The 23426-nt window shown below is 44.0% G+C and carries 23 protein-coding genes; 11 read left to right on the forward strand and 12 right to left on the reverse strand.

Annotation, left to right across the window (positions count from 1 at the left end):
• Positions 1–163: 163 nt before the first annotated feature.
• Positions 164–1051: a LysR family transcriptional regulator gene (locus NL647_RS03290; protein ID WP_005449401.1), complete on the forward strand. Its 888-nt coding sequence runs from the start codon at positions 164–166 to the stop codon at positions 1049–1051.
• Here NL647_RS03290 and NL647_RS03295 read toward each other — a convergent pair.
• The gene (locus NL647_RS03295) at positions 1048–1656 is read right to left on the reverse strand and encodes a response regulator transcription factor (RefSeq protein ID WP_005449400.1); all 609 of its coding nucleotides are present in this window, start codon (positions 1654–1656) and stop codon (positions 1048–1050) included. The genes NL647_RS03290 and NL647_RS03295 overlap by 4 nt on opposite strands.
• A 365-nt stretch (positions 1657–2021) precedes the next feature.
• Between NL647_RS03295 and NL647_RS03300 the strand changes: the two genes are divergently transcribed.
• The 3 genes from NL647_RS03300 to NL647_RS03310 all read left to right on the forward strand — a co-directional run bounded on the left by NL647_RS03300 (position 2022) and on the right by NL647_RS03310 (position 6018).
• Positions 2022–3941: a methyl-accepting chemotaxis protein gene (locus tag NL647_RS03300; protein ID WP_253649625.1), complete on the forward strand. Its 1920-nt coding sequence runs from the start codon at positions 2022–2024 to the stop codon at positions 3939–3941.
• Between the two features lie 101 nt (positions 3942–4042).
• Positions 4043–4765: a nitroreductase family protein gene (locus tag NL647_RS03305; protein WP_253649626.1), complete on the forward strand. Its 723-nt coding sequence runs from the start codon at positions 4043–4045 to the stop codon at positions 4763–4765.
• Positions 4766–5037: 272 nt separating this feature from the next.
• Entirely contained in the window at positions 5038–6018 is a 981-nt protein-coding gene (locus tag NL647_RS03310; protein ID WP_005449396.1) for a chemotaxis protein, read from the forward strand.
• A 46-nt stretch (positions 6019–6064) separates the two neighbouring features.
• Here NL647_RS03310 and NL647_RS03315 read toward each other — a convergent pair whose 3' ends face one another.
• Positions 6065–6598 (reverse strand): prepilin-type N-terminal cleavage/methylation domain-containing protein, encoded by a 534-nt coding sequence (locus tag NL647_RS03315; RefSeq protein ID WP_253649627.1) that lies wholly within the window; start codon positions 6596–6598, stop codon positions 6065–6067.
• Positions 6599–6953: 355 nt separating this feature from the next.
• On the opposite strand from NL647_RS03315, the gene NL647_RS03320 reads away from it, so the two are divergent.
• From NL647_RS03320 to NL647_RS03335, 4 genes are all read left to right on the forward strand, one after another.
• Positions 6954–7676: a sulfite exporter TauE/SafE family protein gene (locus tag NL647_RS03320; RefSeq protein WP_253649628.1), complete on the forward strand. Its 723-nt coding sequence runs from the start codon at positions 6954–6956 to the stop codon at positions 7674–7676.
• A gap of 82 nt (positions 7677–7758) precedes the next feature.
• Positions 7759–8664: an EamA family transporter RarD gene (rarD, locus tag NL647_RS03325; protein WP_253649629.1), complete on the forward strand. Its 906-nt coding sequence runs from the start codon at positions 7759–7761 to the stop codon at positions 8662–8664.
• A gap of 198 nt (positions 8665–8862) precedes the next feature.
• Positions 8863–9249: an MAPEG family protein gene (locus tag NL647_RS03330; RefSeq protein ID WP_005449392.1), complete on the forward strand. Its 387-nt coding sequence runs from the start codon at positions 8863–8865 to the stop codon at positions 9247–9249.
• Positions 9243–9776, forward strand: a complete 534-nt coding sequence (locus tag NL647_RS03335; RefSeq protein ID WP_253649630.1) for a DNA mismatch repair protein — start codon at positions 9243–9245, stop codon at positions 9774–9776. Before NL647_RS03330 ends, NL647_RS03335 begins: the two co-directional genes overlap by 7 nt.
• Before the next feature lie 308 nt (positions 9777–10084).
• Here the strand turns inward: NL647_RS03335 and NL647_RS03340 are convergent, their stop codons facing one another.
• From NL647_RS03340 to NL647_RS03360, 5 genes are all read right to left on the reverse strand, one after another.
• Positions 10085–12241 (reverse strand): cytochrome c, encoded by a 2157-nt coding sequence (locus tag NL647_RS03340; protein ID WP_253649631.1) that lies wholly within the window; start codon positions 12239–12241, stop codon positions 10085–10087.
• Positions 12238–12849, reverse strand: coding sequence for a cbb3-type cytochrome c oxidase subunit II (locus tag NL647_RS03345; RefSeq protein ID WP_005451574.1), 612 nt, complete (start codon positions 12847–12849; stop codon positions 12238–12240). Before NL647_RS03345 ends, NL647_RS03340 begins: the two co-directional genes overlap by 4 nt.
• Position 12850: 1 nt before the next feature.
• The gene (gene ccoN, locus NL647_RS03350; RefSeq protein ID WP_005451576.1) at positions 12851–14260 is read right to left on the reverse strand and encodes a cytochrome-c oxidase, cbb3-type subunit I; all 1410 of its coding nucleotides are present in this window, start codon (positions 14258–14260) and stop codon (positions 12851–12853) included.
• Between the two features lie 15 nt (positions 14261–14275).
• Positions 14276–14644 carry a cytochrome c gene (locus NL647_RS03355; protein ID WP_017819538.1) on the reverse strand — a complete coding sequence of 123 codons (369 nt, stop codon included), beginning with the start codon at positions 14642–14644 and terminating at the stop codon, positions 14276–14278.
• A 468-nt stretch (positions 14645–15112) separates the two neighbouring features.
• Positions 15113–15283: a hypothetical protein gene (locus tag NL647_RS03360; RefSeq protein WP_009696160.1), complete on the reverse strand. Its 171-nt coding sequence runs from the start codon at positions 15281–15283 to the stop codon at positions 15113–15115.
• Positions 15284–15626: 343 nt separating this feature from the next.
• Here NL647_RS03360 and NL647_RS03365 point away from each other — a divergent pair, with 343 nt between their 5' ends.
• Positions 15627–16517: a DMT family transporter gene (locus tag NL647_RS03365; protein ID WP_017188965.1), complete on the forward strand. Its 891-nt coding sequence runs from the start codon at positions 15627–15629 to the stop codon at positions 16515–16517.
• A 141-nt stretch (positions 16518–16658) separates the two neighbouring features.
• Complete coding sequence (locus NL647_RS03370) at positions 16659–17117, forward strand: acyltransferase (RefSeq protein WP_253260633.1); 459 nt, start codon at positions 16659–16661, stop codon at positions 17115–17117.
• A 640-nt stretch (positions 17118–17757) separates the two neighbouring features.
• On the opposite strand, the gene NL647_RS03375 is transcribed toward NL647_RS03370, so the two are convergent.
• Together NL647_RS03375 and NL647_RS03380 are read right to left on the reverse strand one after the other, a co-directional pair.
• Entirely contained in the window at positions 17758–18237 is a 480-nt protein-coding gene (locus NL647_RS03375) for a hypothetical protein (RefSeq protein ID WP_045487711.1), read from the reverse strand.
• Entirely contained in the window at positions 18225–19052 is an 828-nt protein-coding gene (locus tag NL647_RS03380; protein ID WP_301339153.1) for a winged helix-turn-helix domain-containing protein, read from the reverse strand. The genes NL647_RS03375 and NL647_RS03380 overlap by 13 nt, the downstream gene beginning before the upstream one ends.
• Positions 19053–19357: 305 nt before the next feature.
• Here NL647_RS03380 and NL647_RS03385 point away from each other — a divergent pair, with 305 nt between their 5' ends.
• Positions 19358–19975: a porin family protein gene (locus tag NL647_RS03385; RefSeq protein WP_110415859.1), complete on the forward strand. Its 618-nt coding sequence runs from the start codon at positions 19358–19360 to the stop codon at positions 19973–19975.
• A gap of 80 nt (positions 19976–20055) precedes the next feature.
• Here the strand turns inward: NL647_RS03385 and NL647_RS03390 are convergent, their stop codons facing one another.
• Genes NL647_RS03390 through NL647_RS03400 form a run of 3 tightly spaced genes read right to left on the reverse strand, consistent with a single transcriptional unit; the run spans position 20056 to position 23424 of the window.
• Entirely contained in the window at positions 20056–20952 is an 897-nt protein-coding gene (locus NL647_RS03390; RefSeq protein ID WP_253649632.1) for a hydroxymethylglutaryl-CoA lyase, read from the reverse strand.
• Positions 20949–21794, reverse strand: coding sequence for an enoyl-CoA hydratase-related protein (locus NL647_RS03395; protein ID WP_253649633.1), 846 nt, complete (start codon positions 21792–21794; stop codon positions 20949–20951). Before NL647_RS03395 ends, NL647_RS03390 begins: the two co-directional genes overlap by 4 nt.
• Positions 21795–21819: 25 nt before the next feature.
• Positions 21820–23424, reverse strand: coding sequence for a carboxyl transferase domain-containing protein (locus NL647_RS03400; RefSeq protein ID WP_253649634.1), 1605 nt, complete (start codon positions 23422–23424; stop codon positions 21820–21822).
• Between the last annotated feature and the right edge of the window lie 2 nt (positions 23425–23426).

Raw genomic sequence — 23426 nt, forward strand, 5'->3', positions numbered from 1 at the left:
ATGTCATTAAGCAACGGTATAAGAGTTTGATAAACTTGACCAAAACGTGACTTTGGTCTTCTATAGTAAAGCAGCCTTACTCATTAGGCTGCTTTCTGTGTATTTGGCTGAAGGTAAATAAAGAACTCAATTTTCATCTCTGACCCTATTTGGTAGCTGTGCTGTGAATAAAGATCTCGACCTAAACCTACTTAAAATACTGGTGCTACTGGAGCGTCATCGTCAATTGAAACCCGTTGCGAAAGCATTGGGCAAGAGCGAAGCCTCTATCAGCAAATACCTAACTCGCCTGCGTACTCAATTGGAAGATGAACTCTTTATCCGCCATGCACATCACTTTGAACCAACGGATTATCTAAAGCGTAAATTACCAGAAATTACTGATGCGCTAGGGCAGTTAGAATCTTGTCTAGTTCGCCGTGAGTTCGACCCTCTCTCGTACGAGAAAAGCATCTCAATCTGCTTGCCTCAATCAGCACAACAGTCATTTGGTGATCTGCTTCTTATTGATTTAATGGAATTATTTCCTAATGCCTACATCAATGTAGAAAGCAGTACGGATAGCACAATAGACGATATCTTGGTTGATAAAGTAGATATGCAATTGCATTACTTTAACGAAGAGTATCCAAAAACCATCCATCAACAATTTATTGGTTATGCGCCAGCTGTCATCGTGGTACCCGAAGAGCTTGGGATCAACGATCTAGAAACCGCGTGTAAGCTCGATTTCATTTTGCTTGAGTTAGCAGGTTGGAAGGATAGGGAGCAGGTGACCAAGCGAGCGCTCGAACAAAGTGGGATTAATATAAACCGTGTTGCGACGATTGGTAATATCACGAGTCTACTCAAAGTCATAAGAAGCAAGGCTGCAGCGACAATATTACTTGAGTATCAAAAGCCAATTGAAGGCTATACCTTTATCCCTGTACCGGAGAGTTTTTACCCTCAAGGGCGACCAAAGGTCGTGATACAAATGAAGCAATCTCATCGCTACAACTCGATGCATCAGCTATTAACCGATGCTATCGCGAAGTACGTCATTTCTTAGCAGCACAAGCTGCCGCATTCATCTTGCGGAAGTGTATTAAGTAGCTCTACAACGGACTCGGCATGGTATTTCTTCAATATGCGAGTCTTATAAGTACTGATGGTCTTTGCACTTAATGACAGCTGTTCAGAAATCTTCTTATTTGAATAGCCTTGAGCCAAATAATGGAAGACCATTGCTTCACGGTTCGATAAAGCAACGTTACCGCTTGATTGATTGTGCGTTGCTTTAAACATGGAATAACCACGCGTCACGCTAACAATCGCATCCATAATGGTCTCTTTCGATTCATTCTTATTTAAAAATCCATGCGCACCCATTTCAAACGCGGCTTTGGACAAGCTGCTGTAATCGCGAGAGGAAATAAATAAGATTCTTCCTTGATAACCGGTTGCCAGAATGTTCTTTGCCAAACGCATACCGTCTCTGTCACCTAAAACTACATCTAAAATAACCAAGTCAACAGGCTGGTTGCGAATGAGCTCCATAACTTCGGCACTGTCAGTTGATTCTACAACGTTCACAGTTTGGAAAGCGTTTTGAACAAGAGAAGCGAGCGCTTCGCTATATAACGGTTGGTCGTCGATAATAAGAACGTTATTCATATTTTGTGCCTCACCTTATATTTCAATTTACTTGCCGCTTCCATTCAGCACTCATTTAACGAGAAGGGATTGTAGGAAAAATCCTTGCCGAGTGGGTGAAAATGACAATTTCATTATTTGAAAAGGTGTGTCTCATTTTTTAGAAAGTGTCGCGTGGTAGATAATAGAATCAAAGAGATACGGCACGAAAGAATCACCGACCTCAGTTGAAGTACCAATCTTTCTTTGCCGTCGGAAAAGGCTTACATATTCGAATAAATTCAATCATAACAACAAGATAGTGTTGTTTGTGTGTTGGGGCGAGTTTGCGACTTATCCGTTAGGTTTTTAGTATTTCCACTTGCTGTTGTTATGGAGTATGCGGAATGCTTAATAGAATTAAAAAAATAAAACATAAATTTTATCTGATCTTGAGTGCCGTTATTTTGGTGCTGTCTACAGTGTCTGCTGTTGGCTTTTTCACGACCAAACAGGTCAATTCAAATTTTATTCACTTTCAATCAATCGATGAGGCGGCTTTTGAAGCGACAGACGTTGAAGCAAATCTGTTGAAGGCTCGAATCAATGCATTGACGTATCGTACAAACCGCGACCCTCAATTTTTTAATCGAGCAATTGAGAGCTTGAAATTAGCGCAACAAGAGGCACAAAGGCAGGCTTTGAAGTCGACAGATAATGAGCGAAAGGAGCGCTTTGAAAAAGTCACCTCGCAACTCGAAAGTTATATAACAAACTTAACTGAAGTTTCGCAATTAATGCGAGAACGTGACGCTTCTGTTCTTGAACTGGTTTCTTTTCAAAAGCAGATTGAAGCAAAAATATCGCGACGACTGAGTGAGTCAGAAGTGCTTAATAAGCAACGTGCGGAAGTTTCTCGCGTAGCTATGGTATTCAAAGCGTTGACGCAAGAAGCAACGGAGTATCTGTTAACCAATAACGAGCAAGATTACGAACAGTTTCAAGATCAGCTATCGCAATGGAAAAATGATTTGTCCAAGTTAAGCTTCGCAAGCCAAGAACAACTCATTGAACTGACAGAAGGCTTTGCTCACTCGTTGTCTCAAGTTGCCAGCACGATTCGGACTCGAAACGATCGTTGGGAAGTACTTAAAGAGATTGGTTTTGATATTGCTGAACAACTGAATGGCATCAGAGTCGATGCCGTTAATGATCAAAATGCATTGAAAGATGAGATTCAACAATCCACTGAAGAGGCAATAATCAATGTGACGTTAGCTTTGTTGATTGGATTGCCAATCGTCACCTTCTTATCTCTGTATATTTCGCATGATATTACCGCGAATGTTCAGTTTGCTAAGCAAGTAGCTGAAAAGCTGAGTCGTGGTGAAATCGGGATGAGGCATGATCAGGTGAAAGGGAATGATGAAATCGCTGAAATGCTTGATGCGTTGCACCATATGGAAGCGCAGCTGTATAAAACTGTGTCAGGTGTGGTGTCTTGTAGTGACTTGCTTGCTTCGGCATCAGAAGAGTTGTCGGCAGTAAACGGAGAAATTCTGACGAATGCACAAGCCCAGCAATTAGAAACTGATCAAGTTGCCACCGCGGTGAACCAAATGACGGTAGCCATCACCGAAGTCGCCCAAAGTGCGAGTGGGGCATCACAAGAAGCTGCGTTGGCGATGAGTGTCTCTGAACAAGGGCAGACTGTCATGCAACGAGCCATGGAGCAGGTGGGCGGTTTAGCCACGCAAATGGGAACCATGAGCCAAGAGGTGGCTACCTTGTCCAATGGGACAGCAGAGGTTGCGGATATTACGGAAGTGATTCAAACCATTGCTGAACAGACAAACCTTCTGGCACTCAATGCAGCGATTGAGGCCGCGCGTGCTGGCGATCAAGGTCGTGGTTTTGCTGTTGTAGCAGATGAGGTACATCAACTGGCTCAAGAAACCCAGAAGGCGGTAGAAAAGATCGGTCATCGCATCAGTACGCTGCAACAGAATACGACTCAGGTGGTTGATTCCATTAATGCTGGGCAACGCATGCTAGAAGAAACGGTACAGCAATCAGCCTCAGCGAATGAAGCCTTTGTGAGTATTTCGGGGAATATTGAACAGACGAATGTGCTTAACACTCAAATCGCTACGGCGACGGAAGAACAAAGTGCCACGGCTGAAATGATCAATCAAAGCGTGGTATCGGTACGCGATCAAGTGGAGCAAACCGTTAATATGATTCAAGACTGCAATCAGGCAACAGATGAGCTAGCAAGAATGTCGGTTAACTTATCTGATCAAATTCGATTCTTTAAGCTGCAATAGAGAGATGTAAGGAGCGAAATTTTACCTGATGGTGTATTTATACTTGCAGCTAAGCAATGAATCAGTAAAGATCGCGCTTTTACCTAAGTTTTGAGTCCGTTATGAGCCAATCTTCTTTTGAATCTATTGTTCATTCACGTCGTTCCGTTAGAAAGTACGATACGAATGCTGAATTTAACCATGATGATGTAGCCAAGGCGCTCGCGTTGACCACGCTTAGCCCAAACAGCAGTAATATGCAGATGTGGGAATTTCATCGAGTGATTTCAGCGGAGAAGCGAGCGAAATTAGCCGACTTCTGCATGGGACAAAATGCGGCAAAAACGGCGAATGAGTTAGTCGTTTTTGTGGCGACTACTCATAACTGGGAAGAGCGCGCAAAGCGCAACGCAGAGACTGTGCGCCAAGCTTTTGAAGGCCGTGACGACGCTGCGGCCAAGCGCGCTCTAAGGTATTACGAAAAACTTATCCCAATGGTTTATAACAATGATGCATTTGGCATACGCGGGGCGGTACGCAAGTTATACAGCTGGTGGCTAGGTCGAAACAAACCGATGGTAAGAGAAGTGGCTAAAAGTGACGTACGTGTTTGTTTGCACAAGAGTGTTTCTTTGGCAGCGATGACTTTTATGTACGCGATGAGAGAAAAAGGCTATGACACTTGCCCAATGGAAGGCTTCGATTCAAAACGTGTAAAACAGTTGCTTAATCTAAGAGACAGTGATCAAATCACCATGATCATCAGTTGTGGTATCAGAACCGAAGAAGGGGTTTATGGCGAGCGTCATCGCGTAGATAACGAAGCGGTCATTAAAACTCACTGATTCTTTACTAATTATGGCTAAACTTTTTGTTTTCCCTGCCGTTAACTTAAGGAGCCCAGCTGCAATATTGAATACTTGAATGTGTTTTGTACAAAAATGAGACAAATTTTAAGCATTTGATATAGAAGTGTGCAGTCAGCATCCTTTTGATTATTTACAAATTCTGTCTCAACGACTACAAAAGGACTCTTGGATTTTTTCGCCTGTGAAGTGATTCTCTGTGGCATTGCATCAAGCCTTTTTCTTGGTGCGTATTTTGGATAATTGTGTTTATGAGTAACGTAACCAGCACTATATTGACTGAGAGTGGTACCAATGAGCTTGAAATCATTGAGTTCCACCTAGAAAAACAGATGCCAGATGGCAGCACAAAAACATGTTATTACGGTATTAACGTCGCTAAAGTTCGCGAAGTGATTCGCGTACCAGAGACTACCGATTATCCGAACGCACAACCGCATATGATTGGCGTGTTCTCTTCCCGTGAAGTGTTAACTCCTTTGGTGGACCTTGCTGGTTGGCTTGGCGTTCCGACTCGTCGCGACTTAGAGCGTAAGTTTGTGATTGTGACGGATTTCAACAAGATGACGAATGGCTTCTTGATTGACAGCATTTCACGCATCCACCGTATCTCTTGGAATGACGTAGAATCACCGAGCCAGTTCTTAGAAGCAGGTGAACAGGACTGTGTGGTTGCTGTTGTTCGCAAAGATGGCAATCTGATCATGATCCTCGATTTCGAGAAAATCATTGCAGACATCAACCCAGAGCTGAGTATGGAAAAATACGACGTAACGGGTGATAAATCGGTTGACCTTAACCAGCGTATGGTTGGTAAGCGTAATGCGAAAACCGTTATGGTTGTGGACGATTCCGCGTTTATTCGCTCACTGATTCAAGATACTTTAGCATCAGCTGGCTATAACGTGATCACATGTAAAGACGGCGGCGAAGCTTACGAGAAGTTAATGAGTCTCATCGAAGTAGCGAAACAAGAACAACTGCCAGTACGTGAGCTGCTTGATGCTGTTGTTACCGACGTTGAAATGCCGCGTATGGATGGTATGCACTTGGTAAAACGACTACGTGAAACGGAAGCCTACAATGAAATGCCAATCGTGATGTTCTCTTCTCTAATGAGTGAAGATAACCGTGCGAAAGCACTATCACTAGGGGCAAATGACACGATTACTAAGCCAGAGATTGGTCGTATGGTCAATATGATGGATAAATACGTGTTTAACTTTGCATAAGCAGAGAACAAGATGACAAAAGGCTGCCGATTGGCAGCCTTTTTTGTTATTTAGGACAAGGTAAAATTTCTAGTTTATAACTTTTGTTTTTACTCATCGGTGGTCCATATAAAATGCCACATTGAGTAAGGCTTGCACGAGGGTCGTCTCTTGGAGCGATAACCATCTCTCGAGTAAAAGAACCGGCCTCGTGATGAAATGTCTTCCAATCGGAATTGCTGCTCTCATTTATTCCTTGAATCAGTAGACCAATAGTGTGGTCATCTGCATCTGGGTAACCATATAGGAAAGTGCATTGCATCGAGTCACTTGTCTTACAGCCATCAAATGGCAGGTTAGTTGCAGGGTAAGCTGTCTTTTTATTAGAGACGTAAGGTACGCTTTCTAGTCCCGCAGTTGCCATTTTTCCATACCCAATGGCAAGAGCTGATGCAATTGCACCTTTCATTCCTTCCAAACGCGCTTTGCGAGCATCATCTTGAATGTTTAAGAAGCGGGGAGCGGCAGTGACAGCAAGGATGCCAAGAATTACGATTACAACAACAAGCTCAATTAAAGTAAAACCTGATTTTCTTTTCATAAACCATCTTTAAGTTAGGTTGATACGATAGTCTAATATTTATTTGTTATTTAGTGCCTTAGACTGTGAAATTCTACGTGTGGTGAATTTTGATAGCGCATTCACTCTATAAAAGCCGCTGATTATAATGTCGATTTTGTGTTCTGGATAGAGGAGTATTGATAAATTAAACATTGCATCTTTGTACAAAATTCGAAGTTGCAGAAAGTGAGCCTCTAAAGTTCGGTTATTGAAATATTTTGATTGTGTTTTAGATAGGTTTGATGAATCCTACGCAGGGCGAGAGTAGGTGAATAATAGATAATTTATTTTTAACTAACTCTCTAATAAATAGATAAAATATAAGAACGCATCGATGGAATTCGATTCTACTAATTTGCTTGCAATGGGGCTGATTTTCCTCGGCTCTTATGTACAAACGGCTATTGGCTTTGGCTTGGCTATTGTCGCGGCTCCACTACTTATTCTATGGGCTCCGGAATACGTTCCTGCTCCCATCTGTTTAGTTGCATTGTTTATTTCATCAATGAATGCGATGAAGCACCGCAGTAATGTTGAACTCGGTGGTTTAAAGATGGCGTTGATCGGTCGTATTCCCGGATCGTTAGCGGGTGGGGCGCTGTTGTTTTATGTTTCGACAGAAGCGTTAACGCTTTGGATTGGTTTTCTCGTGCTTTTTGCTGTGGCTGTGAGTGTTTTACCTTTTCGCATTGAGCCAACACCAGGACGCATGACGTTTGCAGGTTTCTTTTCGGGGCTCTTTGGTACAAGCTCCGCGATCGGTGGACCGCCAATGGCGTTACTACTTCAGCATCAAGAAGCGAATCAGTTACGTGGTAACCTTTCTGCTTTCTTTGTGTTTAGCTCTATTATCTCGTTGGTGGTTCAAATTCCGGTGGGATTCTTCAATCTTCATCATTTGATCATTACTTTGCCCTTACTGCCTGCAGCCGCATTCGGCTATTGGTTGGCAATAAAAACAACACAGTCCTTGCCTAAAGAAAAAGTGCGTTTCGGTGCGCTAGCGCTGTGTTTCATTAGTGGAATTACCGCGGTAATTCAAGGCCTAGCCTTATAGCGAATATTGGTCCTTTTGTTTCGCTTTACAAACCAAATTTGCTCTATAGAATCGCGTCACTTTTTTATTTGTCGAGTCAGTTATGAACAACAATCGTTACGGCAATTTTATGGCTGCACTTTCCTTTGTTATCTGGGGATTGTTGCCTGTTTACTATCGCTTTCTGCCAAATGCATCAATGGATGAACTGTTGGCGCTGCGCATCATCGGCTCTGTACCTGTGGGGTTTCTATTGGTACTGGTGATCACGCATCACATGCCGAAATGGGCTGCTATCTGGAAAGATAAAAAGTCCCTTTGGTATACCTTTGTTGCAAGTAGCCTAATGTGTATTTCTTGGGTTGCATTCACTTGGGCATTAACCAATAACCGTGTTATTGATGCGAGCTTAGGCTTCTTTATTGGACCTTTGGTTTCTGTTGCGCTGGGTGTTTTTGTCCTTGGTGATAAGCTGTCAAAAGGTCAGTTCATCGCCATTCTTTTAGCAACTATCGGTGTGGTTTATCAGGTTATCCAATATGGTCAGTTACCATTAGTAGCGCTGACAATGGGCTTATTCTTTTCTCTTTATGGCTTATTTAAGAAAAAGATTAACTTTGATTGGAGTACAACACTCTTTATTGAAGCGGTGGTGCTTACCCCAATCGCATTGGCATATCTGATGTTTAAGCAATGGACGATCGGTGAGTTATCTTCAACCGTCGATATGATCACGTTCATGCTTTATTTAGGAAGTGCGCCAGTAACTATTCTCCCACTGATTTTTTATTCGATTGCGATCCGAATTACTAACCTGTCGACAGTAGGGTTGATGCAATACATTGAACCGAGTCTTCAATTTGTATTGGCTGTCGTGTTCTTTGGTGAACTATTCGATAGTGTAAAAGCGGTGACATTTGCTTTTATTTGGGTGGGTCTGCTGTTCACGATCTGCGAAGGTATCGCCAAGCTTTCTAAGCGTAAAAAGCTCGCTAACCACTCTCTTTGATGATTTCTTTCTTTAGATTTATAGGGCTAATTTATACCCAAGCAACTTCGGGATGCCCGGTTCAGGTAGAATGCCTTGGTTTGTAGACGCGGCGGCGATTTAAAGATCTAGTCACTCTAAATCAAGAATGTATGTATTTTATAAATGTGTTTTTTATAGAATAATTAGCTAACAATAATATCTAAAGAAGGAAGTTTTATGGTTACCGCGCTTTACGCATCTATTCTCGCATTACTGCTCATCTGGCTCGCTTTTCAAGTCATCAAGCAACGCCGCAGCAACAAAATCGCTTACGCCGATGGTGGAGTTGAGGCGCTTCAAATCGCTCGCAGCGCACAAAGCAATGCAAGTGAATACGTTCCTATCACTCTCATTTTAATGGCGTTATTAGAATACAACGGCGCTTCGCTACTGTGGATACACCTTGCTGGTATTGTATTTGTGATTGGGCGTGTGATTCACGCAAAGGGAATTCTCGGTGAGGATTTAAAAGGTCGAATTACAGGGATGAAGTTAACCTTCTTTACTATGATTGGTTTAGTAGCCCTTAACTTGATCTATTTACCTTACGGGAGCTTATGGTAAAAAAATCGACATACTTACCGCCTGCATGGCTATTGGTGTTTGTTGGACTGGTTCTTAATATTGCTGCGATTATCTTAACCAGTGTTGTGTTAGATAAACTCGGTAAAGAGATCAGTTTACTGGCTGAACAAAAAGCCGATAACCTCTATTCGATACAACTCGCTTGGAATAGTGTCGAAACATTGGAGCGAAAGGGGGAAGTATTGTTGTTGCATTTGCACCTTGCTCAGAGTGAACCTGTTTCAGAAGAAATGAACCAAGTGTTGAGAGGGCATTTGTCAGCATGGACAGGGCAGGAAGTAAGTCCAATCCAAATTAAACAGTTACCTAATCTGATGTCTGAGATCAATCAGGCGCAAAATAACTACCGTAATCGTATAGACAGCTATTACCTTGCCAACTTGGAAACCACGGAAGTGATGACAGGTTTGGAAGAAAAGATGGCTTGGTATAAAAGTATTGGTTTGTTTCTTCAAGTCTTCGGTTTGGCATTAATTTTAGCGAGAGATCTCGCCCGTAAGCCATAAATGAATTGAAGATTGTATTTGCATATTGCAAGGTCTTGTTCGCAATATGCAATAAGTGGAAAGTGGTTAGTGTGATTATTCGTTCAATTTGACTGCAAATGATTAAATAACAATCGGTTTTACTGCATCGAAAAGTTGGCATGTCTAATGCTTTAGTTTATATGACCCTTTTAAGCCGAGGGTCACCTAGCCAACTGACGTTGTTAGTGAACCAGATTGTTCACAGAAATATATAGCCAATCACCCAATTGTGATTGGCTTTTTTTATTCCTGTTAGCTAGGAAAACAGGTCCTGAAGTCTGCTGACCTTAACGAATGTTGATAGTGTTGTCGCGCCTGTCGTACATGTCTGGGGTGGTGTGCAGACCGCCGGCATATCCAGCCGCTTCCAATGTTTCTCTCACTTCTCGCACATCTGCCGCCGTCACTTCCTGCTGTTGATCCCCGAGATGCCTACGTACAAAGGTAATGAGCTCGGCTAAACGTGCGTCAGAGAGGATATCCTCAAAACTTGCCATCGGCATGAAGTTACGCTCCGGATCAATATAGGTAGGCTGCAAGCCACGCACCGTTACCGCAATAGTGTTGAATGGGTCACTGTGCATGATGATGCCATTATTCAAGAGCGTTGGTGCAATAGGGTCTCGACCTTTACCATCGTTCCCATGACACGCGCCACACGTTTGCTTGTAAGTAGCATAGATCGGATCTTGATAGGCAGCTTCATCGAACCCTTTCGGCTCTAAAGGCACCGCATCGGCAGCAATGAAGTTGTTTACGTCACCGCTGAGTAGGTAATAAGACATGGACTCGATGTCTTCGCGCGTCATCAAACTCAAGCTGTTTTTGACCACGTCAGCCATCCCGGCAAAAGCGGTACCTTTGTCTGAGTGACCAGTGTGCAAGAAGTCGGTTAGTGTTTTCTCATCCCAACCACCCACATACAGCTCTGTAGACGTAATGTCAGGTGCGTTCCAACCATCTATCAAGTTGCCTTGGAAGATGCGTTCAGGGATTAGCGCTTGAGCAATGTTACGCGGCGTATGGCACTCTGAACAGTGCCCTAAACCTGCCACCCAATATTTACCTTTCTGCCACTTCTCGACGTCCTCCACCACGCCCTCAAGCTCTGAAGGTAGGTTGTAGTCGATAGGATCGGTGTCCATAAAGACAATGTTCCAACCAAGGAGACCAAGACGAATGTTCGATGGGAACATCATGTGGTTTTCATCGTTACGACGCGCCACGGCAGGGATAGACTGCATGTACTCCCACAAATCCGTCATATCTTGTTCAGTCAGATATTGATATGAGGTGTAAGGCATAGCAGGGTAGAGATAACCATGTTTGCCTTTACCTTTTACGAGTGCATCACGAAAGTCATCATAGTTATACTCACCAATACCTTCACTGGCATGAGGCGTGATGTTAGTGGAGTAGATGGTACCAAAAGGCGTAACAAATGGCAGACCGCCCGCAAAAGGTTCGCCACCTTCCGCACTATGACAAGCGACACAATCACCGGCGTGTGCCAAGTACTCGCCACGTTCGACAGACTCGGCATTAAGCGCTGAGAGTTTTTGCTCTTCCTCTTCGCCTGCTTTATGGATGTAAGCGCCAATGGCGAGGATCTCGTTTTCGGAAAGCTGGTTTTCAAACGCTGGCATCAGATTATTCAAACCGTAATTGATGGTGTGTTGAATCTCTTCGACGCTGCCGCCATGAAGCCAAACGCTGTCTGACAAATCAGGCACACCGGTTTGTTGGTTTGCGATGGAGCCATCTCCATGGCATGAAGCGCAGTATTCCACAAACAGACGTTTACCAAGTTCAACTTTTACCTCTGGCACGTCACTGTGGCGTTGATTGAGAGAGGCGAGGTAGTAGGCGACTTTATTTACTTCGTCTTTTCTCATTACCTCTACCCATCCCGGCATAGCACCGTTACGCCCTTTTGCGATGGAGTGAATAATGGCATCGTCATCTCCACCATACATCCATTCTTTATCGATAAGGTTAGGAAAGTGTTTTTGCCCTTGCGCGTTATCTCTATGACAAGCGGCGCAATGGGTCTGAAACAGCATGCGTCCAGTGCGTACTATGTCGGTATTTTGTGCAAGTACCGCCAAAGAGGTGTTTGTTACTAGGCTAAACTGCTGATCGAGTGTGGTCGAAGGTGAGTTGAGTTTGTCATTTCCTTGGTCATAATTCACCAATCCTTTCCATTCACCTAGCCCTGGATACAACACTAAATAGCCTGCAGAGAGTAAAAACGCGACACCGTAACTTATAAACAGCAGCTTAGGTGGTGGGGCATCTTTCTCATCTATACCATCAAAAGAAGCAATGGTATGGTCTTGATCTGCTTTGTGGTTGCTTCGCCAATACTTGACGATAACACTCACCATAAGGGCAAAAAATATTATGGTGCAGGCAACTGCCCACCAGTTCCAGAATGTGCTCATGGTGCCACCTCCTGTGCTGTGTCTTGACCAAGGCTTTGAAGGTAACGAATCAAAGCTTCACCCTTGGTTTTACCTCGAATTTGTAGACGTGCGTCTGATATCTCTTGGTCGGTATAGGGTACGCCTAACGTACGCAGTGTTTCCATCTTGTTGCCAATGGCATTACCAGACAGAGTTTGCTCAAACAACCAAGGGTAAGCAGGCATGATGGATGTTGGTACAACTTGGCGTGGATCGATAAGGTGTAATACATGCCATTGGTCCGAATATTTCCGACCTAGGTTGGTTAAGTCTGGTCCAGTACGTTTAGACCCCCACAAGTTTGGGAACTCGTAAATATCATCAGACTCTTGGTTAGCGCGACCATTGCGCTTGATTTCTGGTTCCAATGGGCGAACCATTTGTGTGTGGCACACATGGCAACCTTCGCTGATGTAGATATCGCGACCCGCAAGCTCAATTGCGGTTAGGGGCTTAGCTAAACTGCCTTTGGCGATGTCATCCGTGCGAAGAATATTCGGCACAACCCAAACTGCGAGTGAAAAAGAAGCTACAACCACCGTGGTGATGATTAAGATGATAACTGAGTGAGTAAAATCTTTGCTCATCTTATGCCTCCTTTGCCACTAGTACGGATGGAGAACGCACGGTCTTATACAAGTTAAACGCCATCAGGAACAAACCAAGTACAAAGAGTGCGCCACCGAAGAAACGTAAGAACAACCATGGCGCTTTAAAGTTCATGGCTTCAATAAAGCTGTAAACCAGTTCGCCATTCTCGTTTTGGGTTAGCCACATGTAGCCTTCGCCAATGCCTGCTACCCAAAGTGCGATAGCGTAGATGGCGACACCAGCATGGGCTAGCCAGAAGTGCCACTTGATCAAACGCTGCGACCAAAGTTCGGTTTTGTTCCAGAGACGCGGGATAAAGTAGTAGAACACCGCAATGCCGGACATGCCCACCCAACCTAATGCGCCAGAGTGAACGTGACCGATCACCCATTCGGTGTTATGCGCTAACATGTTGAACCAGCGAATCGCCAATAGAGGACCTTCAAATGTGGCCAAGCAGTAATAAAGAATTGCCGAGAAGAAGAACAGGCAAATGTAGTCAGACTTGAGCTTCTCTTTGTTTTGTAGAAGTGTCATCGCACTGTTGAAAGCGCCTGCCCAAGAAGGAAGCCAAAGGATGAGAGACATGATGATGCCAATGTTTTGCACCCAAACCGGTACTGATGAATAAACCAAATGATGGGTACCTGCCCAAGTGTAAAAACCAACCAAGCCCCAAAAGTGGATAACAGACAAACGGTAAGAGTAGATAGGGCGGTCAGCGGCTTTAGGTATGAAATAATAGTTCATACCAATCACACCGGCAGTCAGCAAAAAGCCCACCGCGTTGTGCCCCCACCACCATTGCACGATAGCGTCTTGCGCTCCGGCAAAGACGGAATAGGATTTCATCAAAGAGACGGGCATGGCAAGGTTGTTCACGATGAAGATCATCGCAATAACAATGATAAAGGCGGCGAAGAACCAGTTCGCAACGAAGATATGGTCAACTTTCCGCTTCGCAATCGTGCCGAAAAACAGCACAGCGTAGAGCACCCAGACCAAGACGATCAGTACGTCGATTGGCCATTCTAATTCTGCATACTCCTTAGATGTCGTGTAGCCAGCCGGTAACGTAACGAGTGCTAAGAACAGCACCAATTGCCATCCCCAGAAAACCATCCAAGATAAACTTTGGTTAAAGAGATTACAGCGTCCGGTGCGTTGAGCGATGTAGAGAGAAGTACCCATCAAAATGTTGACGACAAAACCGTATATCACGCCGGAAGTATGTAATGGTCTCAGGCGACCGAATTGGAAGTATTGAGAATCAAAGTTGAGCACGGGCCAATATAACTGCGCGGCAAGAATGACACCGATGATCATCCCTGCAATAGCCCACACTAACGATGCCAACACAAAATACTTCACAACTTGAGTGTTGTATTGAGTTGCTGCTTGTTCCATAAGAACGCTCCTCGTTTAAGGCTGCGGCTCGTTACCTAACTGTGAGTAGTAATGGGCGATGTCTTCGATATCTTGATCAGAAAGTGCATCAGCTTGCTGCTGCATTAATACCGCCAGACCACTTGTGCGCTCACGCGCTTTGTAATCCTTCAAAGACGAAATTAGATAGCTCTTTTTCTGACCGCGCAAATTCGGGTAGGCGTCGATAGTAGAAATTCCGTCGGTACCATGGCACGTCATACATACTTTCGCCTTTTCCTTACCAACCTCAAATTGAGCATCGGTATTGGTGTCGGATGCGAAGGTGATCGGAGAGAAGCACATAGTGACGACGAGAGCCGTCTTCAGCACTGTGCTCATGCATTGTGTGTTCTTTAATCTCATCACTGATTCCCTAGTAATTTGAATGCGTTTTCACTAACTTGGGCGTTTTACAAACAGGTTCTTCGCTCTTATTCGTGAGGTGAATGAACGAGTTTGTTTTTTATTGTTGTAGGTTAAAGAGTAAGCAGGTACTGGCGATATCGCTATGTACAAGCCGATTTAGTTGTGGTTTTCATTACTAATACGCGCCAACTCGATGGATTGGACAAAATCATTACCAATAAAACTAAAGTGAAAAGAGGTGCTTAGCTTTTGCCTTTTGAAAAATGGTGAGTTTTGTTTGATTTGAGTGGGCTCAGTATTGTTTTAAGAGGTGGAGGAAATTGAAAACCGCCCTGATTTATACCCACTAGACTTTTAAATCGCCGCCGCGTCTACAAACTAAGTTATTCTCGCTGAACCTAGCATCTCGAAGCTACTTGGGTATAAGCAAGAGCGGTTAGAGAATAGGAGATCTTTCAAAACACATTATCGACCACGGTAGATCATCATGTCGTAGATATGTGTGATGGATATTGGATCGGCTTCGATAGTACTCACGCGAAAAGAGGAGATAAGACTAAACAGCGAGCCGAGCGCAATTGGAGCAATGATAAGCAAGGCGATCAGAATGAAAAAGAGTACGGTTGAATGTCTCATAAAGCACCTCCTGACGTCTGTTTTGTTTCGTTGCTATTGTAACATTTTGCCCCGAATTTAGACTTAGGTTATTCCGTACTGTATTTGAGTTTTTACCTAAAGGATTCTTGTTATTCTGATGGTTTCAAATAACAAAATAATGACAGGGTTTCACAGTAATTTTCTCGATGATGAATTAGTCACAATGTATACTGTGAACGCTTCGCAAACGTTAACACTCCTCAGTCTAAGTACACATTTAGTCCAGCATTTGCGATGTAAATATAACTAGCAATCACGCATTAAAATCAATGATATATGAACCCCTTACGAATCCTTCGTAGGGTCTTTTTTGTGAGTAATTATGTTTAACTCAGAACGCAAAGCTGCATTCGTGCTCGTCGCTACTACGATGATCGCGGCATTAGGGTGGATCTTCTCTAAAGAAACCATTCAAGGTCTCCCTCCATTCGGATTTATCGGTCTGCGATTCACTATCGCTTCACTGTGTTTGTTGCCTCTGTGTATCAAACCGCTTCGTGCTGCCAATAAGAAAGATATTTTTGCCGCGGCAGGCGTTGGTGTGCTTTTGGGAGGCGCGCTGATGTGTTGGATCTACGCGATTTCAATTAGTGATACGTTAGGTGAGGGCGCATTCATCATGAGCCTATCAATGCTGTTCGTACCCATTGTCGCGTGGATTATGTTTCGTCAAAGACCTCAACGAATTTTTTGGGTGTCACTACCAATCGCGATTCTTGGCTTAGGGTGTTTGTCTTTAGCTGGTGGTTGGCAACAATCTAGCAGTCAACTTTGGTTCTTAGGCGCTGCTTTGATGCTCGCTCTGCACTTCAACGTAAACAGCAAGTATTCGCAAAAATTGCCTGTGTTGTTACTGACGTGCATCCAATTGTTTGTCACGGGTTTGATTGGTTTGTTGATTTCATCTTTGGTGGAAACGGTGCCAACTGAAGTATCGACGTCTATTTGGATTTGGTTTGCGCTGAGTACGCTTTTGGCAACCAGCTTGCGTTATGTGATGCAAACCATGGGACAAAAGTTTGTCCAAGCGGGTAACGCTGCACTGATTATGATCCTTGAACCTGTCTGGACAGTGATCTTGAGTGTGATTTGGTACGGCGAAGTGCTGACCTCCAATAAACTCGTTGGTTGTGCGCTTATCTTATTCTCTTTGGTGATCTACCGAACTGGCGGTAGACTCCGCTTTCCAAAATCTCGTTACCGTCTACAGTAGTGTAAACAACAATGCCAGCACTCATTTGTAACATATTTTGTTTTTAGATGGCATGCGCAGAATCGTAAAGAAAACGACCTGAGAAATTTATCAATAAGAATTACGGTCTAGAATTAACTGGTGTTTCAACTGGGTCAGAATATGTTTATACATGAGTTAAGCGATGTTAAGAGCAATGCTATTGGAGAGGATACGAGAGTTTGGCAGTTTTCGATTATATTTGCGAACGCTGTTATAGGCTCCAACTGCAACATATGTGCTCATACTTTAATCGAGAATGATGTCGTTATAGGTGATGACGTAACGATAAAATCAGGTGTTTATGTTTGGGATGGCATCACTATTGAGGATGGGGCGTTTATTGGTCCTTCAGTGGTGTTTAGTAATGATAAATATCCACGTTCAAAAGTATATCCAGAGAAATTTATGAGGACATTGGTTCAACGAGGAGCATCAATAGGAGCAAATGCAACAATTTTACCAGGGATTACAATTGGAGAGCGTTCAATGGTTGGTGCTGGTGCCGTTGTTACAAAAGACGTTCCTACAAAAGCTGTAGTAATGGGAAACCCTGCTAAGGTGGTAGGTTACGTAGCGTAATCGCTATTAAATGTTAGATTTAACGGTGATTGCATGTGGTTGATCGCCGCTCTAGATTTATACTGCTTCGGGATGTTTCTTTGATCAGTACGGCGACTCTTGATACCTCATTCTTTTTGATTCCTGTGTAGACCCAACTGTATACCCAAGTAAACTCGAGATGCTAGGTTCAGCGAGAATGACTTGGTTTGTAAACGCGGCGGTGATTTAAAAGTCTAGTGGGTCTAAATCAGGAGTCGCCAACAAAGTATACAAACCAAGCCCTTACTATTTGCAAAGAGTGCCCTTTGGAAGCGTGTCATTGACTCGCTTTTCTATTAAACCAATGGCTAAGTCAAACAACTTGGAAAGAGCTGGCTATTACGCTGCGTTGTTTTCCTTGCTTGTTTTCGGTAAATAGGGAATCAATGACAAAGCTCTGAATCCAGCGCCTTGAAGTCACTTGGGTATATTCATCAGCTGCCATAATTGGGCTGTTTTCACAAGAGGTCAATAGAGAATGTTAGGTATCTCGTTAAGAACGTCCTTTTGCTTTTTGTGCATGGATTGGTCATCGGCTTCCTGTCTTTTGCTAAGTGGCGCATGCCGTTGCACTTTGATATCGGAATCAAAGCTAACTACGAGATTTAACCCCAAGCAATCAAACTTTATGGCAAGGAATGTTCACATCTTCACTTTCGTTGGCGTTGAAGAAGAAAAGACGTTCGTCTTGAATAAAGTAATTTAAATCAGACTCAAAACCGACCAAACTATCTTTATCTCTGATAAACAAGGGAGACTCTGTTGGTGTCAGATTCCAATCGACAGTGTTGAATTTTTGCTGAATTCGCTGACCGTCTACGTCATTTTTTGCTGTGAGTACAATTTCAAAAGGTTCTTTTAAACCAGACTTATGATTGAGCACGCCTGATTGATAATAAATCACGCTGGTATTCGAAGGAAAATAGATAGTTGTATACTCTTCGATGCTTTTATATTGACGATATGCTGCAGAGGTGAAACCTGCCTTTGCTTCAGAACAACGCCATCGAGTTCCGCTAAAATCGTACTCCTCAAATTGCCCGTAATAGACGGCAAATGCAGACGCAATGGCTGTGAATACAATTGTTAAAATTCGCATATAGCCTCCTTATTTACGTAAGAGTCAGCTATATATTGTCGAAGGTGCTCTCTCTGAACATTAAAGTAGCGATACACATGGTTTTTATTTCCGTTAGGTTTTTGAAACCAAATGGTTAAAGCCATCGTATTTGGCTCATAGATCGAGGGGAAAAGGCGTATGTAAACGTCCGCATTGCATTGTGATTGAGCTAGTTCATTGAGTATCTGGTTTAAATCACTGGCAGAAATAAACCCATGAGTTGCGTCATGCAAATAGAAATTGGTTTGACCAACGACTAGGTGTTTATAGTTATCCTTTTTTATGTAGTTTGGCTTCACAAAAAGTGGCTTAACACATAAAAGGGTGAATAAAGCGGTAAGAGCACTAATGACATACACCGTTGCAAGAAGAAAAGTACTGGCTTTCTTTTGCACACGAAGGGGGTGTTTTACTCTTTCATTCTCAATATTGCGAATGGCTTCTGAAGCAGGCTCTGCAATCTGAGATACTGGTTGTAGCAAGACTTCAATGGATTCGGCTTGAATAAAATAACCGACTTTACTGATGGTCTTGATTTCCGCGTTTTGTGCTTTCAAAGAAAGAAGATTACGACGCAGACCCGAAACCACGTTGGTTAATGCTTGATCGGTCACGACCAGTCCTTCCCAGCATGTCTCGAAAAGCTCTTCTCGGGATACGGGCTCATTTTTCTGCAAGAGCAGCATAAGAACTTCGTAAGGAAGAGGTCTGAGAACTATTGTATTTCCATTTTGATTACGTAACGTCCTTGTTGCACATTCTAAAGTTAAGTTTGAAAACTGAATCGATTTCATTGCTAAATTGGCTTTTTAGAAGGCAACTTCTATCTCGATAAACGAGATTAAAAAGTTAAGAGAACCTAATTTTATTTTGAAAGCGGCACAGTCTACCGAGATTAATTTATAAATCAAGCTGACAGTTTAAATAAAAATAAACCTTTAAAAATCATTGGTTTGATATTTTTGATCGTTTTTTAAGCCTCTCTTTTAATAGGGATATGTAAATATAAATGTAAAAACAATTTGATTTCCGTTTAGTTATTGATTGGGCATGCTTTTAGAGTATGCCGAAACAAACAACACGGTAAAGATAATTCAAAATGAAAAAGACTCTTCTTCTTACAGCACTCGTTTCTAGCTTTGCCTCTGCTCACGATGTGAGTGGTTTTTACCTTGGTGCGGGTGTCGGAAGCACTGATTTCGATGATGCGGGATTCATGAATGATGTAAGTCACCGACTCGCTCTACAATCAGGAAGAAGCGTTCCGTTGACCTCAGATACAGATGGCTCTGCTTACAAATTGATTGCTGGCTACCAAATCAACCGCATTATTGCTATTGAAGCGCAATACACTAAATATGCGGATACTGATGTGAAAGTGCACAATATCTCAGCCCTAAAACTAAGCCACGATACGTTTACTGTAGCAGCAAATGTCGGTTACACATTCAACAATGGGCTGCGTCCTTTTGCGACGCTTGGTTTAGGTTCAATCAGTTACGAAGTAAAAGAAAATATCCCAGGCAAAAACTACAATCATAAAGATGATGGCGGCACGGTTCGCCTCGGTATTGGCTTGGAATATGCGCCAGTAATGCTAGGCGGTCTTGCATTCCGTGCAGGCTATGAAGTTGACCATTACACGCTAGAAACTCCGATTAAAGATTACGACCAGTCTATTGGCTCTTGGTATGTTGGTTCTACTTACAAGTTTTAACGCCTTTTTTATCTAAAATTCATCGTACTTAGAAGATGCAAAGCAGCCCTGTTAAGCAAGGCTGCTTTTTTGTTTTATGATTAACGTTGTTTTAATGCCATCGACACCTTCGAGATAGGTTGACGGTTTAATTCTTCACTGATCATCCATCCTGCTTTGGCAAGCAACTCCAAATCTACTCCGGTCTCGATTCCTAAGCCTTGGCAAAGGTAGAGCACATCTTCGGTAGCAACATTACCTGAAGCGCCATGAGCGTAAGGGCAACCACCAAGCCCAGCCACACTACTATCAATGGTATTGATGCCCATCGTTAAGGCTTGGTAGATATTCGCCAACGCTTGCCCCCATGTGTCGTGAAAATGCACCGCAAACTTATTGGTTGGGACTTTTACTTGTACGGCTTCTAACATTTTAGCGATGCGTATCGGCGTGCCTGTACCTATGGTGTCTCCAAGTGAAACCTCATAGCACCCTAATTCCATCAGCAGGTTAGCGACTCTTGCGACTTGCTCGGGCTTGGTTGGCCCGTCGTAAGGGCAGTCTGCCACGCAAGATAAGTAACCCCGAACGGGAATGTTATGCTTTGCTGCCAATTCCATTACTGGTTCAAAGCGGGTAAGGCTATCCGCAATCGAGCAATTGATGTTGTGTTGGCAAAAGCCCTCCGATGAGGAGGTGAAGATCGCGACTTGGTTAGCGCCAGCTTTCAATGCTTGTTCAAAACCTTGCACATTAGGCGTTAGTGCTGAGTAGGTGACGTTGTGGCGGCGGGTGATTTTCTTCATCACATCGAGCGAATCCGCCATTTGAGGTACCCATTTAGGCGACACAAAAGATCCTGCCTCAATATGGGTGAGCCCTGTATCCGAGAGCAGATCGATTAAACGGATCTTGGCTTGGGTGGACACAGGTGATTCGTTTTGCAGACCGTCTCTTGCGCCCACTTCGACAATATTTACCTTGTTTGGCAAATTCATTTCTTGCCCTTAGCTGGCTTGTTTATCCAACCCGGTTCTCGTTTCTCCAGAAAGGCTTGCAAGCCATCTTGTCCCTGCGGCGAAACGCGAATGTCTGCGATAAGTTGGCTTGTGTATTGAATAAGCTGACCATCAATCGGATTTTGGTGGCATTGATGACATAACGCTTTGGCTTTTCGCATCGCATCTGGGCTATTGAGCAGTAAAGAATCAATCAAGCTTTCTACTACGGCTTCGATTTTATCCAGCTTATGAACCTCATGCACAATGCCAAACTTTTCTGCTTTGTCAGCGTTAATTACTTCGGCGCTGAGTATGTAACGACGAGCTTGACGGTTACCCATAGATCGCATGACATAAGGAGAGATGGTTGCGGGAACCAGTCCCAGTTTGACTTCACTCAAGCAGAAGTTCGCATTCTCCGCTGAGATGGCGATATCACAGCAACAGATCAAGCCCAATGCGCCACCAAAAGCGGAACCTTGCACAACCGCAATAGTAGGCTGAGGGAAAGCGTCCAGTGTATGCATCAGGCGTGCAAGGTTTTGCGCGTCTTCTAGGTTTTGCTTTCTGGTGCTACTTGCCATGGATTTCATCCAATTCAAATCAGCCCCAGAGGAGAAATGTTTGCCGTTTCCTCGAAGCACCAAGCATCGAACATCAGTGCGCAGAGCGAGGTAATCCAGCCTATGGATCAGCAGATCAATCATGCAAGCATCAAACGCATTGTGCTTCTCTGTGCGATTGAGCGTAAGCGTTGCGACGCCGAATTCATCGACGTTCCAAAGTACTTCATCTTGTCGTTGGGTATTGGGGATAATACTCGGTTGATGATCCTGCATGTGACGTCCTTTCTTCTCTACATTGCTACATTCTGAATATGCCAAAGTTGCTGTCAGGAATTGGCGCATTGAGCGCGGCTTTTAAGGCTTGAGCCAATACTTGACGCGTCTGTTTCGGGTCGATGATTCCGTCATCCCATAAACGTGCACTGGCGTAGTAGGGATGCCCCTGAGACTCATACAAGTCTACGATAGATTCTCGGAATGCACTTTCTTCGGGCTCTGGCCATTCTTCACCTTGGCGTTTTTTCACTTCTCGACGCACTTGAGTGAGCACGCCTGCGGCTTGTTCTCCGCCCATTACTGAGATTCGTGCGTTTGGCCACATCCACATCATGGTTGGGTCATAAGCACGACCACACATGCCGTAGTTGCCTGCACCGTAAGAGCCGCCAATAATCACGGTGAACTTAGGCACATCCGCACACGCGACCGCCATCACCAGTTTCGCGCCGTGCTTGGCAATGCCTTCCGCCTCAAGCTTTTTGCCCACCATAAACCCAGTGATGTTTTGCAAAAACAGTAGGGGAATTTTGCGTTTGGCACACAACTCAATAAAGTGCGCGCCTTTCTGTGATGACTCAGAAAACAAGATGCCGTTGTTCGCCACAATGCCAATCAGATTGCCGTGGATTCGTGCGAAGCCACATACTAAGGTCTTGCCATAAAGCGCTTTGAACTCATCAAAATCTGAGTCATCGACCACGCGAGCGATGATCTCTCGAACATCAAAAGACAAGCGAAGGTTCGCATTGACGATGCCGTACATCTCTTCTGCGTCATAACGTGGTGGTAAAACCGGTTTGTCGCTTTGAACGGGGAGTGATTGGTTGGTATTGGAGATAGCTTCGCGTGCCAGTTGCAATGCGTGTTGGTCGTTTTCTGCGTAGTAATCGGCAACGCCAGACTTGCGACAATGCACGTCGGCTCCGCCCAATTCTTCATCGGTGACGATTTCTCCAGTAGCCGCTTTTACTAACGGTGGACCTGCCAAGAAGATGGTGCCTTGTTCTTTGACCATGATGGAAACGTCCGCCATTGCAGGTACATAAGCGCCGCCTGCGGTACAAAGCCCCATTACAACCGCGACTTGAGGAATGCCTTGCGCTGACATTCTGGCTTGATTGAAGAAGATACGTCCAAAGTGTTCTTTATCTGGAAAGACTTCTGCTTGATGAGGAAGGTTCGCGCCACCAGAGTCCACCAAATAGACGCAGGGTAATTGGCAACGTTGGGCGATCTCTTGCGCGCGTAGATGCTTTTTCACGGTGAGCGGGTAGTAGGTGCCGCCTTTGACGGAAGGATCGTTGGCGATCACCATGCATTGAATGCCTTCAATGGTGCCAATTCCCGCGACGACACCTGCACATGGAATTGATTCTTCGTAGACGTTCCACGCGGCGAATTGTCCGACTTCAAGAAACTCGCTGTCTTCATCTAAAAGATGCATAACACGTTCACGAACGGGCAGTTTTCCTTTCAGGCGTTGGCGGTCAATGGCTTTTTGTCCGCCACCTTGTTTGATGGCTTTTATATTGGCTTTAAGGTTGCTCACCAACTCGGTCATGACCGCTTTATTCGACAAAAACAGTTCGTCGGTTGGCTTGGTTTTACTTTTAATGATTGCCATAG

It is taken from the genome of Vibrio sp. Y29_XK_CS5 (assembly GCF_024181835.1).
In the GTDB taxonomy this organism is placed as follows: Bacteria; Pseudomonadota; Gammaproteobacteria; order Enterobacterales; family Vibrionaceae; genus Vibrio; species Vibrio harveyi.